We start from the raw sequence: 13,076 nt of genomic DNA, 5'->3' as shown, positions 1-13,076 counted from the left end.
TGAGTTCCGTATAGTCGTTATTGAAGATGCTCTTGATATATTCGGTACGGGTATCGCTATCGGTATTTCTCTCATAGAAGTCTTTAATATCTTCGAGAGAAGCCAACAAATGCGGTGTAGTACCGAGTATTTCTCTTATAGTATCATCTCTGCCGAAAAACGGCAGGCTCTTGTCCTCGTTGCTTCTGTCATAATACTCTAAATGAATATTACCTGTGCTTTCACGACTTCCTGTGCCGAGTTCCTGATGTTGTTCATCAAGCGAATCCAATTCATCATATCGTCCGCTTTCATCTGCTCCGTCAGCCCCTCTTGCTGTGCCATCTGCCTGATAAGCGTCTCCTCCAACTCGGTCGCCCTCTGCTGGACTTCCGACAGATGACTGCTCAGTATCCCTTTCGTCAGGAGATTGTAATACTGAACCTTGTGGTGTTCTTTCAGATAAGTTCTCCTCATCTGCGACCATTTGCCCTGAATGACCTCCGGCTGTTCGGGCAGAGTCAGGTTCGGAAGATTGTAATCCCCGACCATCGTGTATGTTATCTCGTTCATAATCGCTGCTCCTTTCGTCTTTGATGTCTTTATTGTATTCCGGTTGCCTGTTTGCTTCAATTATGCGATTTTGACGGTTCAGTGCCATCACTGTTTTTGAGATTTCCGAAAGCCCCATCTCTGCAATATCGCTTGTGGCAAATCCCAGAGCGTTCATCGTATCCTGCGTATTGAAATTGGTAACATCTCGAAAATCATCGGCTTCAAAATATTCGCCGGTATCAATTCCAAGCCTTGTCATCATCATATATGCCACGCTGTTTGTTACAACTTTTTTATACAGACTTGCAATCATCGTTTCGTCAAGTCCTTCAAGGAAACTGTCCTCGGAAGCATAGATGAGGTCATTAAGATAATCCGGCAAATTATCTTCGGCGGCATTTTGTGCGGCACTCATAACTGCTTCGCCCAAAGTGACTTTGTTATCCAGTTCTCCGAATGTGCTTGCAAGCGTTTCAATAACATCGTCAGTGTATTCGTCCCTCATATCCCAAAGCGGAACAGGACGGGAATATCTGCTCTCGTGAGTATCGGAAATATCGAAGTAGTGGGTAAGTCTTTGTCTTGCTCTGTTTTCATCGGCAAATACCGCAATGCCTCTTGCACCTTTATTTACCCATCGTCCAAAACTCCTGTTCCAACGCTCGATTTCAAGAACCGCCGTAGCGTCCGGTCGCTGTGCATAGATAAGCAACTGCTCATCATATCGCAGCTTGTAGTTTCTGCACGCAGACCGCAAGAAATTCTGCCAGTTCTGCGGATTGGAAACAACCGTCTTACAGGTTCTGTCATAGAGTTCGGATATGAGTTCATATTTTCTTGACACTACTTTGCACCTCCTTATCGTTCTTTTTCTTTGCTTTTTGCCGGTTTTATCTTTTCCTTTCCGGCTGGTTCAACGGTATGACCGTTTCTTTCACACAGCTCTGCAAATTCACAGATATGGAAAACATCCGAGCCGATTTGTGTGTGATAGTCGTCGATATATTTACACTCACGCTCCAGTGTTGTTCCGTTTCTTGTGTGAATCAGGATTTTCTCTCCGTCATTTACACGAAATTTTTCGTTGTATCCACTGTCAATAAAGCGGATACTGTTTTCTTTATGTTCCTGACTGCTCATCCGTTCCACCTCCCAAATACGAGAACAACTTGTTGGCTTTGGTTTCTTTCTGAAGTTCGATGATGAGTGCCATATCCGGTATCGTGATACCCGGAATCTTCAAAATACTCTCCATATCAAGCTGTTGTAGTTTCTTTTCTGTATTACAGCCGGAATCAAACAATTTCGCCATTAGCTTTGTTTTCTGTTGAAATGTCGGTTTGCTCATCTTTCCGTCCTCCTTATTCAATTTTTATGACTACACGAATACTGCTGTCGCAGCCACTGCACTGTCTGGAAAGTTCCGGGAACAAAGACTGCACCCTCTGTCTTGACCTGCGGATAGTTTCAAAGCACGGTAAACCGTAGCCCTTATAGTTGTTGACTATATTCTCAAGAGATAAGTCGCCGACTTTCAAATAACTGTATCGGTTGTAATAGCAGAGGATAAGCTGCATATCGTCATACCTTGTTTCAGGGCATTCTCTGAGGATTGCAAGCACCTTGCTGTCAACCGTTCTCTGCTTATTCATAAAGCACCTCCATAAAGTAAATGGACGGAGTTTTTTACGCTCCGCCCACCATTTTGTTTCTTATTTCTTTCTGTTTTTAATCTGTAAGAAGATAAAGCCGCCGATAATAAAGGCGACCAAAACAACTGCTACGATTGTCTTTGCGTCCATTATTCATTGCCCTCCTTTTTCTTCTTTCTCTTGGAAGCAACAACCGTTGCAACAATACCGAGTGCAGAAGCACCTGCAAGTGCTACCCAAAGACCGGTCTTTTTGTCATCACCGGTTTTCGGTGTGTCACGAAGTTCGTTATGCATCTCGATTTCTACCGTTTCGCCGACCTTTACGGTCACTTTCTTATCGGCAGGTAAAATATATCCGGCAGATACATTGTCGCTGACCTCGGACACTGTGTATTCTCCGATACGAAGTCCATCTATGGAGATTTCGCCATTCTTATCGGTTGTAAAGGTGCTGTCATAACCGTTTACACCTGTCACTCTGAAAGTAAATCCTTCCACATTACCGTCGGAAGATGTCTTTTTGATTTTCAGGCTGCCTTTCATCGCTTCGTTGATAAAGCCGACTCCCGCTTTGTTTTCTACCTTGTAGGTGGTTTCATCTTTTTCAATGAATACGGAGTAAACGCCCTTATCAAGCACAAATCCCTCCGGTGCTTTGGTTTCTTGTACAAGATATTTACCGTAGAGAATTTCTTTCATCTCATAGATACCGGTTGCGGTTTCTTCAAGATTTCCGATAAGTTCATCGCCATCGTCCAGTTTACCGTCGCCATTAACATCCTTATACACATCAAAAGTTGCACCTGTCAGTTTGTTATCCGGATAATCAGCGTCCACTTTGGTAAGTTCAATATTACCGTAAATATACTCGTCGGTAATTTCCACTTCGATGACCTGCTCATTCTCCCCGATATTTACTTCGTAAGAAGTATCATCAAGCACAAAGCCTTCAGGAGCTTCAATCTCTCTTACAATCCATTTTCCGTAAGGAACTTTGGCAAAAGAAAAACTGCCGTCCTTTTCAGATGTGGCAGTCATAATAGCGTGTTCTTTTGTATACTCGGTTTCATCTGCTTTGAAAATGCCGATTAAAGCACCGCCCAGTGCTTCTCCGTTCTCGTCAATCTTCTTACCAGATACAGAACCGTAAATGAGTTTGTTCTCAATCGGCTTACCGTCATTTACCTTGATTTCAACCGTTTCGGTGTCCTGACCGGCATACTCGAATGTGAACGGATACTGTGTGTCGGAGAGGATATAATGTTCGTCCGTAGCAATTTCCTTGACATAGTAGCTGCCAAATGGAAGGTCTGTATTTGCAGTCGCTGCTCCGTTTTCATCAAGCGTGATAATCTCAATCAATCCGTCAGCCGGAATAACTGTGCCGCTTGAAGATACAACATCTTCTTTTGCATAGAGTCCGAAACTGATGTTTTTGATTTCATCATTCTTGCCGATACCAAAGGTTTCGTCCTGCTCTAAGATTTTTTCAAGAGAAATCTTCACTTTCTGTCGCTCGTTTACGAAGCTGGTTGCAGTTTCAGTTACCGCTACATCCTGTCCGGCATAAGTGAGTTCCACCGAATGCTTTTCTTTGTTGATGACCATACCTGTCGGTGCTTTGGTTTCTACTACCGTATATTTACCGAGATAGAGTTCCTTACTTTTAGCTGTTCCGTCCTCATCGGTTGTTACAGTATCTACTACATCGCCCTTGTGATAACGAAGTGTACCGTCCGGTGTGATAACATCTTCGTCGGCAGTGATTTCATAAACCGCACCTGCAAGTCCTTTGACCTTATACACCGGCTGATAAATCACATCTTTATCTTCCTCGCCGGATACATTGACACCAAAGAATACTTCGCCGGTTTTCTCAACGGAAATCGTACCTTTCTGTGCCATATTCGGCTTATCCACCTTAATCAATGTGATACCGCCTTCCTGTGTGGAATTTTCTTCTGTCACATCAAAAGAAACAGGAGTACTGTCGAGTACATATCCATACGGAGCCTGAACCTCAACAAGTGAATATCCCTTGCCATAGTCCAGTTTTTCAGGTGTAACAAGCTGACCGTCTGCGTCGGTATAGAATGTGTCGATGGTTGTCGGTGTAGGATAAGTAAATGTCATACTTACTTTGTTACCGGCAGGGTCATAGATTTGGAAGCCTGCACCTGCATACGGAATTGTCTTGCCTGTTTCTGCATCAACCTTTACGACCTTGATATATGACTCAAAGTTGGCATTGTTGATGAGATAACGGTAAGTCTGACCGTCCTGAGAAATGAAAACATCAAAGTCTTTCATAAGCTCACGACCTTCCCAACCTTTGGTCTGATGAACGGTATATACACCATACGGCATATCCTTTGTCTGAGCAAATCCGTTTTCATCGCAAACAATAGTATCTCTTTCATCTTTGTCGGCTTTTTCAAATGAGCCAGAAGATTTCAGATACACTTCAAATTCAGCACCGTTTTCCGGTGTCTCAATCTTGGTTTCCCCATCATCGGCATGTTTGATGATAGCGATATTGCCTTTCATAACCTGCTCTGTCACGTCATTTGCCACAAGATTGTGTTCAATCGTAAAGAGTTTTGGCTCTGCACCCACCTTGTGGATTGTCTTATCAAGGAGATAACCCTCGCTCGGTGTGATTTCTCTGATTGTCCAATCGATGTCGCAGACATATTCCTTTGTTGTGAACTGCCCCTCGCTGTCTGTCACATACTTATCCACAAGTGTGTCGCCTTTATAAATTCCGTAAACAGCACCGGAGAGTTTTGCGTCGCCCTGAGCAGTGCCTTTTTCTCGGTCACTCTTTGTTACTGTAACGCTGAACTTTTTAAGAATATTGGTAAAGTCTCGATTTGTAACCTCGTTCCATTTAATCGGTGCAGTCTGCTTTTCAGGAACGACATAACGGATTTCTGTGTCCACTTCTTCGAGCGTATATGGTGTGCTTCCGCTGATAAGCACATCTTTGAATGTTGCTACACCATTTTTGTCAGTAACCGCATATTCATCAACAGCAATACCTGCAAGGGAAGTACCGTAAAGGTGGAATTTCACACCCTCAACAAGATTATCTTCCGATGATTTAATGACCTGAAGATTACCTCTTTTGAGAACATTATTGAAGTTTACTGTTGCTACCTGACCGGCAACAACGGTTACTCTGTGAACCTCTTGCGGTACATATTTGTCGATAGATTGCTCTGTTACCGTATATACGCCCGGCATAAGGTTGTCAATCTGGAACTTACCACCGTTTGCTGTGGTAACTGTCTGATTTACTCCGTTGCCTGAAATAGTGAAATTGATACCGTCAACCTTTCCGTCCTCAGATGTTTTCACAATCTGACAAGAACCGTAGCTGACTTTCATCTTTACATATCCGCTTACAGGGTCGCTGACTTCCTGTGCGTAAGTAACAACATCCTGCACACTTGAATTTTGACCGTGCTTTCCCTCAGACCATACGATGACACCTCTGCGGACACCGTTTTTCTTACTTGCGGTAATAGTAAATTCCTTACTCGGTGCTTTATCCATTGACACCGTAAGTTTGTTTCCGCTTGTGGAAAATGTTACACCACTGATATTCGCCTTGAAATCATAATTGGAGAGTACACCGTTTGAGTCTGTAAGAGTCGCAACATATTTGCTTCCGTTCCATTCAAGTTCATTTACTTTCGCTGAACCGCTTGATTTAGTACAGAAGCTCGGCACAACTGTATGATTCTGCACACTGCTGACCATACTGTTGTAGTAATTCATAATCTTACTGCGAAGCGGATGTTTGGCATTGATAACATCTTTCACATTGCTGCAACCACTGGCTGCTTTGTGATTAAAGTTTGCGTCACGCTCTCCAACGACTGTTTCCCAAATAAGAAGCTGTGTTGCATAAGCGTGAGCAATACTGTTTGCCGCACTTTCGTTCTGCGACCTCCAGCTTGTTGAAATCGTTCCTCGATAGCCGTACTGCAAGATACGACCGATAAAGAGTCTGATTTCATCGCCGGAGATAACTCCGTTTGCTGTGATATTGTTAAAATAATTTTCATCGTACTTGTTCATACTCTGACCGGAGCTGAGTGAAACACCCGGCTCGATACAATAGGCAATATTACCGGAATATGAACCGATTGCCTTTAAGTTAGTGTGGGTAGAACTGCCGGTATGCCAACCGTTCTTCAAAGTAAGGTTACTGTGTCCCCACACACCGTCGTAATTTGCGTCGCCGTCACGAGGAAAATCAACCATATACACTTTGGTCTTTTCTCCGCTTGCAGCAAACGCTGTGCTTGTCCCAATACTCATAAAAGCACTGAGACTGAGAACCGTCGCCATAACAAACGATACGGCTCTCTTGATTTTCGTCTTTACCATCTAAGTTTCCTCCTTAAAATGAAAGAACGCACCGATTATCTCAGTGCGTCCGATACTGTATTTTATTTTGTTTTTTAGCAGTAGCCGATATAGATTTCATATTCCCCACTTTTTTGTATCTGTTCAGCCTGCTTTGAATATCGTCCTTAATGCCTGTGCGTTTGGCATTGGCGGTTATCGGATTATCCCAACAATCCGTTGCGGTACTGTCCAACTCCAAACCGATACCTTGAGCATAACTCTTGGCGTAACTCAAATAAGGATTAACATCAAAGCTCGGCTTCGTTTCTTCCGTCGGTTTTGGTTTTGTGGGTTTCACTTCTCCCTTAACTGGCGGTGTTTCCGGCTCTGGCTTCGGTTGTTGCTGTGGCTGCTCCTGTTCTTGAATACTGTCAGGCTTTTTCGTTATCTGAACGGATTCATAGCTTTTTGCAGTTTCCGCCCTACTACCTGCCGTAGAAGAAACATCCGACTTTTCCTGCTGACTCGGCTCTGTTGTTGCTTCACTTGATACTGGTTGCTCCGTTTCGGGAACAACACTTGTATCCTCTGCTTTTTCTGTTCCGTTCGTTGTTTCGGTATTACCAGCCGTAGAAGAAATCCTTTTATCCGTGTCATTTCGTGCGGTTTCTTTGGCTATGTTACCGTTACATCCGGCAAACAAAATCATCAAGCAGGCAATCATACAAACCATCCATTTCCTTCTCATAAGCTATCGCTCCTTTCGCCTTAATCGTAATCAATCAGACAAAAAACAGCAAAGGTGCGAATATCCAAACTTTTTATCATATCAGACACTTTGTTTACACTTCAAATGTGCGAACCCTTTATTAGACAGCTATAAGTTATGAGAGATAGGTATATTTAAGTGAGATAGAATATATCTTTTCAGCAAGTAAACAGTAGGTATTAGGGGGTAGAGTGTGAGAAGGGGGAGTAACAAAATCGGCTATCTGCTGTCACGGTCTGCCCGTTGCCTGAGATACTTGTTGTAATGCTCCAATGCCTTGCACACAAAGTCCTCCGTTTGGCTGATTGGGATATTTTTCGGGATGAGTTGTCGCACTCTGTCGCCCCTTAGCACAATCTTCTCTTTCTGGTTTGGCTTTTCCTCCGACATAATGGCTTGGATAGCTTCGGTTGTCAGTTTGCCCTCATCGAAAAACTTTCGCATACGGATAGTCTGGTCGTGAGAGGGAGTTGCGTCGTTCATATCAATCTCGTCAACCACATCACGCTGACAATCTTCGTCAAGATACGACAATTCAACCGCCGGTCGCATTTTAATTCGCCCCTCATCAACAAATTCAAGCAGTTCGGGAACAAGGTTTGTAAGGCGGACATAACGGTAAATTTGATTTTTACTTTCGCCTGTTTTGTCGGCAAGTTCATCACTTGATTTAGCAAATTCATAATTGTTCCCCACTGGGGAATAATTTTTTGCTGGTCTGCCTGCTTGTCTTTTCATTGCGTCCAATCGCATTTTGTAGGCAAAGGCTTTTTCAGAGGGAAGTATCTGCGACCTTTGGAAATTACTTTCCACCATTAGAATTGTGGCTTCATCTCGATTAAGGTCAACAACCTCACATCTTAGCGTTTCAAAACCGGCAAGTTTGCTTGCTCGTTTTCGTCTGTGACCGGATACGAGTTCATATCTTCCGTCCTCTTTCTGCCTTACCGTTGCCGGAGTAATTACTCCACGTTCCTTGATACTCTCGACAAGCTGCTGCATATCTTCATCGTCCCTGACCTTGAACGGGTGGTCTGGGAAATCGTCAATCAGCTCTAATGGAATATCTCGGATTTTAGAAAGTCTTTCTTCCTCTCTCTGTGCCTGCGTTGTAAAAAGGTCATCGAGCCTCGTGAGAGTGAAGTCGCTCTTTCTTCCTGCCATCGGCTAACACCTCCTTTGTAAATTCGGTGTATGCCTTAGACACCGTACTGTTTGGCTCATATGCAAAAATGCTCTTCCCTTTGGAAGAAGTTTCTGCGGCTTTTACAGCAATCGGAATAGATGTGCGATACAGCTTAATCTGATTTCCGAAATTCTCCCGCAACGCTTCCACCGTACTTTTGGCGAGGTTTGTGCGGTTATCCACCAAAGTAAGAAGCATACCGTCTATCTTAATATCCTGATTGATATACTTCTTGACTTTTGAAATGGTCTGCACAAGCTGGGTCATACCTTTAGCCGGCAAATACTGTGCCTGCACCGGAATAATCACGCTGTCTGCCGCAGATAGAGCATTGAGTGTTACCATACTCAGAGAAGGCATACAGTCAATCAAGACAAAATCGTATCTGTCTTTGACCTGACTCAAATAATTCCTCAAAGTGGTTTCTCTGCTCATAGCGTTCATCAGGTTATATTCCATCGCCGAAAGTTCAAGGTTCGCCGGTAAAAGTTCAACACCTTCCTCGTGGTGCAGAATACCGTCTGTCGGGTCATTCATCGTTTCACTAATCACATCTGTAAGTTTCGTTGCAAGCGTGATACCCAAGTTGTCTGTATCTCTCCAACCGAGACAAGTAGTTAAATCTCCCTGTGGGTCTGCGTCTATGAGCAACACTTTCTTACCCTGCATTGCAAGACCAACACCAAGATTAACCGTTGTCGTTGTCTTTCCGACTCCGCCTTTTTGATTGCATATGGCAATCGTTTTGCAGTTTGACACCCCTTGCGTCCTCCTTTCAATTTATTCATAGCCAATAAAATATGACTATGTACTTGACCGTTTCATTTCCTAAACGGTCGTGGCAATATTTATTCTCAATATCCCTTGCCAAGCATATCGCTTTCGGGAAGTCGTTAAGGAACAGACTGCTTATCTGTATCATAGGAATCTAACCTCTGCCGGGTACTCCGCCAGCTCCGTAGAGAAGTATCATTATCTTTCTGACCGTCATCGCCATATCGGTTGCAATCCGATACTCATAGCAGGAGTTCTCGCTGTTCTGAAATTTTCAGAAGTTTCGGCGTACCTGCTAAAGTGGCTATCATCAGAATTAAAGTCTTAACGACCTGTGTATTCAATTGTCAAAGAACAATTGAAAAGGCTTCCGTTTTCATCATCAGGAATTAACCCCTTCACTCATTGCACAAAAGGCTTCATTTTGGACACCCAAAATCGCTGCTTTTCCGAAAAAATTTCAAAAAATTTTTAGGCGACAAAAAAAGCCGCCTATTTTCCTCACAATCAAGGTCAATAGACGGCGGGTAGAAATTTTAACATTTATGATGTATAATAAAACACAGAGGAATATTTGAAGTTGTATTATTGAATAAAATGGAGATTTTGATATGAAAGACAAGGCAAACAAGGGTTATTGGCAACGACTTGCAAAAATATATGCACCTTTGATGGAGTCAGATAAGAAATTTTATAATGCAATCTGCGGATATATTAGAGATTATCTCAAATCTGATATGAATGTATTAGAATTAGCTTGTGGAACAGGGCAGCTATCTTTCCCATTGTCTGATTGTACTAATAGCTGGACGGCAACCGATTTTTCGGAAAATATGATTAAGCAAGCGAAAAGGAGAGGTACAACAGAAAAACTTAGTTTTTGCGTAGCCGATGCAACGGCACTTTCATATGAGAATGAAAATTTTGATTGTGTAGTAATTTCAAATGCACTGCACATTATGCCAGAGCCTGAAAAAGCAATGCAGGAAATTCGTAGAGTATTAAAAAAAGATGGTATTTTGTACGCACCAACCTTCTTATGGGCAGAGAAAAAATCAAGTGGTTTACGAAAGCGATTGATGTCTATTACAGGATTTAAAGCATACAAAGAATGGAACAAGGAAAATTTTTGTGAGTTTATTGCGGATTATGGCTTTACAGTCGTCAAAGTGAATTTGGTGGATGGCGGTTTAGCTCCTGTTGGAGTTTTGATTGCGAAAAAAACTAATTATTAAATTTGAATTTTTCTAAGTGATAGTTACTTTACAAAATAAACTTCATATGTTAGATTGGTCAGCAAAAACTAACTAAAGAAAGAGGTAGATTATGAATAAATTTGATGGTGTTGCAAATACGTTATTTGTTCCGTTAGTGGCAAGAATCAATATCTCTAAAAAATTTCCAGAATATTTTATGGATGAAAAGGCTCTTGAGTTGGAGAAGTATTTACCACAAGGTGTAGATAAAGGTTCTTCTGAATATAGCAATATGGCATCGGTAGCACGTTATTACAATATGGACAAAACAGTTATTGCGTTTGCAAAAAGTTACGCAGAAAGTAATATTGTATATCTTGGTGCAGGATTAGAGACTGCTTATGACCGTTTAAGTGATAAGATTGAAAACAGAACTGTACATTGGTATGAGACTGATTTGCCAGAAGTAATAGAGGCAAGAAAAAAAGTATTTGGTCAGCGAAAAAATGAAACGCTCATTGCAGGCGATATGTTTAAATTGGAATGGGTAAAGGAAATAGACAATTCGCTTCCTACACTGCTAATTGTGTCAGGTGTGTTCCAATATTTCCATGAAGAAGAAATCATAGCATTTATTAAGGGGTGTGGAAAAGCATTTCCAAAAGGTGAGATGTTGTTTGACGCTACAAGTGAGAGTGGATTAAAGTTTACGAACTGGTTTATCAAACGTACAGGAAATGCAAGTGCTATTATGTATTTTGGTATTAACGATAGCAAAGAATTTGCAAACAAATGTAGTATGGAATTATTGGAAGAAAAGACATTCTTTCCAGAAGCATTGAAGATGTTAGGGAAGAAACTTTCTTTTGTTACAAAAGTATCTATGAAGGTTGCAGAGAAGAAGAAACAGGTAATAATTCTTCGTTTGAAATTGAATTAACTACCGTAAAATTTCAGTTTCACGAAGCATAATTAAAGACCGCTTACATTATAAAGGTGTAGGCGGTCTTTTGTGTGTTTAGATATATTAGATTTTGACTTTCTTTTTCTTGGCTGTCAGCACCTTGCAAAGGACATCGTCAACTGCATCAGTGTATCTGCCTTGTGCCAGTAGGTTGTTCTTCAGGCTTATAAGCGAGTGAATCACTCGGTCGTATTCTTCCTTATTAAGATAGATATGGTATTTCTGTTCTCTCATAGTCGTTCCCTCCAATCGGTAAATACTTTTCTGATTTGAGCTACATCAGTTTCTGTATCTGAATAGATAAATATATGTACGCTCTTGAAAACCGCCTTAACTCTGTCAGCATAATCAGCTTCATTTTCGTTGGCTTTATATGGCAGCTTAACAAGTTTAATGTCTCGTTGCTTACATAGGTGGTTTTTCAGTATTTCCATCTGCTCATTGCCGATGGTAAACTCTATGGCAAGTTTCTCTGACGGAATGTAGGTTTCAAGTGGTATTCCTAACAGCTTGTCAGAACCAAGCTGAGCTGTGAGTCCCTTTTTATTTGCATAGTAAGCAACTGCCAAGCCGGGGAACACGGAACGATATTCGATTTCGCAAACGGAACAACCTTTACCAATAATCGTTCTGTCGCTTATCTTTGCTTTCCAAGAATGTCCGAAAGAACATTTCCACCAAACACTTTTCATCGAATTTCTTGACACCTGAGTTGGAAGTATCTTATTAAGCTCGTAATCCCACTCTAAAAGCAGTTTTCTGTCGGTTGTAGCTAAGTCATTGTATCCGACAAGAACGGTTCTATCAGCACATACGGGACATACAGTACCTTTTACACGAGCATTGATAACCGACTTCCACTCATAGCCACAGGTTTTGCACTTCCACCATACATTACGCCTTGATTTTTCATTTACATCACAAGGGTTCAATGGATAATTCTTTTCTGACCACTCAGCCGCAATATGAGAATGGGTAGTCTCCAAGTCATTAAAGCCTTTCAGTAATGTATAGCCACTGCAATAAGGACATTTACTTCCACCAGAACGGGTAGCGATAAGGGTGTACCATTCGTTCCCACAGTCCTTACACTTCCACCAAGCCTTACTGTTGGCAAAGGCTGTTACCATTGTAGGCTGCAAGGGGAGATTTCTGTCTGACCACTCGGCAGCTACTTCCGGATACTGTGAAGCAAGGTCGTTAAATCCTGCAAGTACCTTATTGTGAGAGCAGTATGGACAGCCTGTGCCATTTACTGTTCGGCTCTTAATACTTGCTGTCCACTCGTGTCCGTTTTTACATTTCCATATTACCTTTTTATGAGAAGCAACTGATACCTCGGTAGGTTTCAGTTCGTTCTTCTTCGACCACTCCTGAGCTAACTGTGGTTTGAGTGTTGCTAAATCGTTGATTCCCTCAACCACTCTTGCTCCTGAGCATATGGGGCATTTCTCTCCGCCGGAGCGAGCCTTAACGCTTGCTTGCCATTCGTGACCGCAAGAACCTTTCCACCAAACTCTTTTATTTGAACCGAAGGTTATCTTGTCCGGTGTCAGTGGCAGGTTCTTATCTGACCATTCCGAAACAAGCTCCGGATGTACGCTTTGTAAAGTGTTACTCATAGCATAACCACTCCTTCC

Annotated in this window: 12 protein-coding genes; 2 read left to right on the top strand and 10 right to left on the bottom strand. The window is 42.2% G+C overall.

Translation table 11 applies throughout. From position 1 onward, the window contains the following. Nucleotides 1–198 precede the first annotated feature (198 nt). From KGF34_RS11855 to KGF34_RS10510, 8 genes are all read right to left on the bottom strand, one after another. On the bottom strand, nt 199–531 hold the full coding sequence (locus tag KGF34_RS11855; protein WP_354667461.1) for a TnpV protein: 333 nt from the start codon (nt 529–531) through the stop codon (nt 199–201). Nucleotides 532–1,392: 861 nt separating this feature from the next. Further along, a complete protein-coding gene (locus tag KGF34_RS10540; protein WP_055288745.1) occupies nt 1,393–1,674 on the bottom strand; it encodes a hypothetical protein in 282 nt (93 codons plus the stop codon). Then, nucleotides 1,655–1,882, bottom strand: a complete 228-nt coding sequence (locus KGF34_RS10535; protein WP_055288744.1) for a hypothetical protein — start codon at nt 1,880–1,882, stop codon at nt 1,655–1,657. Before KGF34_RS10535 ends, KGF34_RS10540 begins: the two co-directional genes overlap by 20 nt. 13 nt (nt 1,883–1,895) lie before the next feature. Continuing rightward, a complete protein-coding gene (locus KGF34_RS10530) occupies nt 1,896–2,186 on the bottom strand; it encodes a hypothetical protein (RefSeq protein WP_055288743.1) in 291 nt (96 codons plus the stop codon). Nucleotides 2,187–2,335: 149 nt separating this feature from the next. Beyond that, a complete protein-coding gene (locus tag KGF34_RS10525) occupies nt 2,336–6,586 on the bottom strand; it encodes a SpaA isopeptide-forming pilin-related protein (RefSeq protein WP_252558979.1) in 4,251 nt (1,416 codons plus the stop codon). A 40-nt stretch (nt 6,587–6,626) separates the two neighbouring features. Further along, complete coding sequence (locus KGF34_RS10520) at nt 6,627–7,295, bottom strand: hypothetical protein (RefSeq protein ID WP_252558977.1); 669 nt, start codon at nt 7,293–7,295, stop codon at nt 6,627–6,629. 240 nt (nt 7,296–7,535) lie between these two features. After that, nucleotides 7,536–8,480, bottom strand: coding sequence for a ParB/RepB/Spo0J family partition protein (locus tag KGF34_RS10515; protein ID WP_252558975.1), 945 nt, complete (start codon nt 8,478–8,480; stop codon nt 7,536–7,538). Further along, the gene (locus tag KGF34_RS10510; RefSeq protein WP_252558973.1) at nt 8,437–9,261 is read right to left on the bottom strand and encodes a ParA family protein; all 825 of its coding nucleotides are present in this window, start codon (nt 9,259–9,261) and stop codon (nt 8,437–8,439) included. The genes KGF34_RS10515 and KGF34_RS10510 overlap by 44 nt, the downstream gene beginning before the upstream one ends. Nucleotides 9,262–9,887: 626 nt before the next feature. Here KGF34_RS10510 and KGF34_RS10505 point away from each other — a divergent pair. Continuing rightward, the gene (locus KGF34_RS10505; RefSeq protein ID WP_055157033.1) at nt 9,888–10,511 is read left to right on the top strand and encodes a class I SAM-dependent methyltransferase; all 624 of its coding nucleotides are present in this window, start codon (nt 9,888–9,890) and stop codon (nt 10,509–10,511) included. A 91-nt stretch (nt 10,512–10,602) separates the two neighbouring features. Then, nucleotides 10,603–11,412, top strand: a complete 810-nt coding sequence (locus tag KGF34_RS10500) for a class I SAM-dependent methyltransferase (RefSeq protein ID WP_055233345.1) — start codon at nt 10,603–10,605, stop codon at nt 11,410–11,412. Between the two features lie 87 nt (nt 11,413–11,499). Here the strand turns inward: KGF34_RS10500 and KGF34_RS10495 are convergent, their stop codons facing one another. Together KGF34_RS10495 and KGF34_RS10490 are read right to left on the bottom strand one after the other, a co-directional pair. Continuing rightward, entirely contained in the window at nt 11,500–11,670 is a 171-nt protein-coding gene (locus KGF34_RS10495; protein ID WP_170962605.1) for a hypothetical protein, read from the bottom strand. Next, nucleotides 11,667–13,058 (bottom strand): zinc-ribbon domain-containing protein, encoded by a 1,392-nt coding sequence (locus tag KGF34_RS10490; protein WP_252558970.1) that lies wholly within the window; start codon nt 13,056–13,058, stop codon nt 11,667–11,669. The genes KGF34_RS10495 and KGF34_RS10490 overlap by 4 nt, the downstream gene beginning before the upstream one ends. Between the last annotated feature and the right edge of the window lie 18 nt (nt 13,059–13,076).

Origin of the sequence: Ruminococcus sp. FMBCY1 (assembly GCF_023921805.1) — a bacterium.
GTDB classification, from domain to species: Bacteria; Bacillota; Clostridia; order Oscillospirales; family Acutalibacteraceae; genus Ruminococcoides; species Ruminococcoides intestinale_A.
The sequence above is the reverse complement of the archived record's forward strand: the minus strand, read 5'-3'. Positions and strand labels throughout refer to the sequence as shown.

Coding starts and splice junctions, on each gene's coding strand:
- KGF34_RS11855 (WP_354667461.1), bottom strand. CDS start 531: ATGGTCGGGGATTACAATCTTCCGAACCTGACTCTGCCCGAACAGCCG.
- KGF34_RS10540 (WP_055288745.1), bottom strand. CDS start 1,674: ATGAGCAGTCAGGAACATAAAGAAAACAGTATCCGCTTTATTGACAGT.
- KGF34_RS10535 (WP_055288744.1), bottom strand. CDS start 1,882: ATGAGCAAACCGACATTTCAACAGAAAACAAAGCTAATGGCGAAATTG.
- KGF34_RS10530 (WP_055288743.1), bottom strand. CDS start 2,186: ATGAATAAGCAGAGAACGGTTGACAGCAAGGTGCTTGCAATCCTCAGA.
- KGF34_RS10525 (WP_252558979.1), bottom strand. CDS start 6,586: ATGGTAAAGACGAAAATCAAGAGAGCCGTATCGTTTGTTATGGCGACG.
- KGF34_RS10520 (WP_252558977.1), bottom strand. CDS start 7,295: ATGAGAAGGAAATGGATGGTTTGTATGATTGCCTGCTTGATGATTTTG.
- KGF34_RS10515 (WP_252558975.1), bottom strand. CDS start 8,480: ATGGCAGGAAGAAAGAGCGACTTCACTCTCACGAGGCTCGATGACCTT.
- KGF34_RS10505 (WP_055157033.1), top strand. CDS start 9,888: ATGAAAGACAAGGCAAACAAGGGTTATTGGCAACGACTTGCAAAAATA.
- KGF34_RS10500 (WP_055233345.1), top strand. CDS start 10,603: ATGAATAAATTTGATGGTGTTGCAAATACGTTATTTGTTCCGTTAGTG.
- KGF34_RS10495 (WP_170962605.1), bottom strand. CDS start 11,670: ATGAGAGAACAGAAATACCATATCTATCTTAATAAGGAAGAATACGAC.
- KGF34_RS10490 (WP_252558970.1), bottom strand. CDS start 13,058: ATGAGTAACACTTTACAAAGCGTACATCCGGAGCTTGTTTCGGAATGG.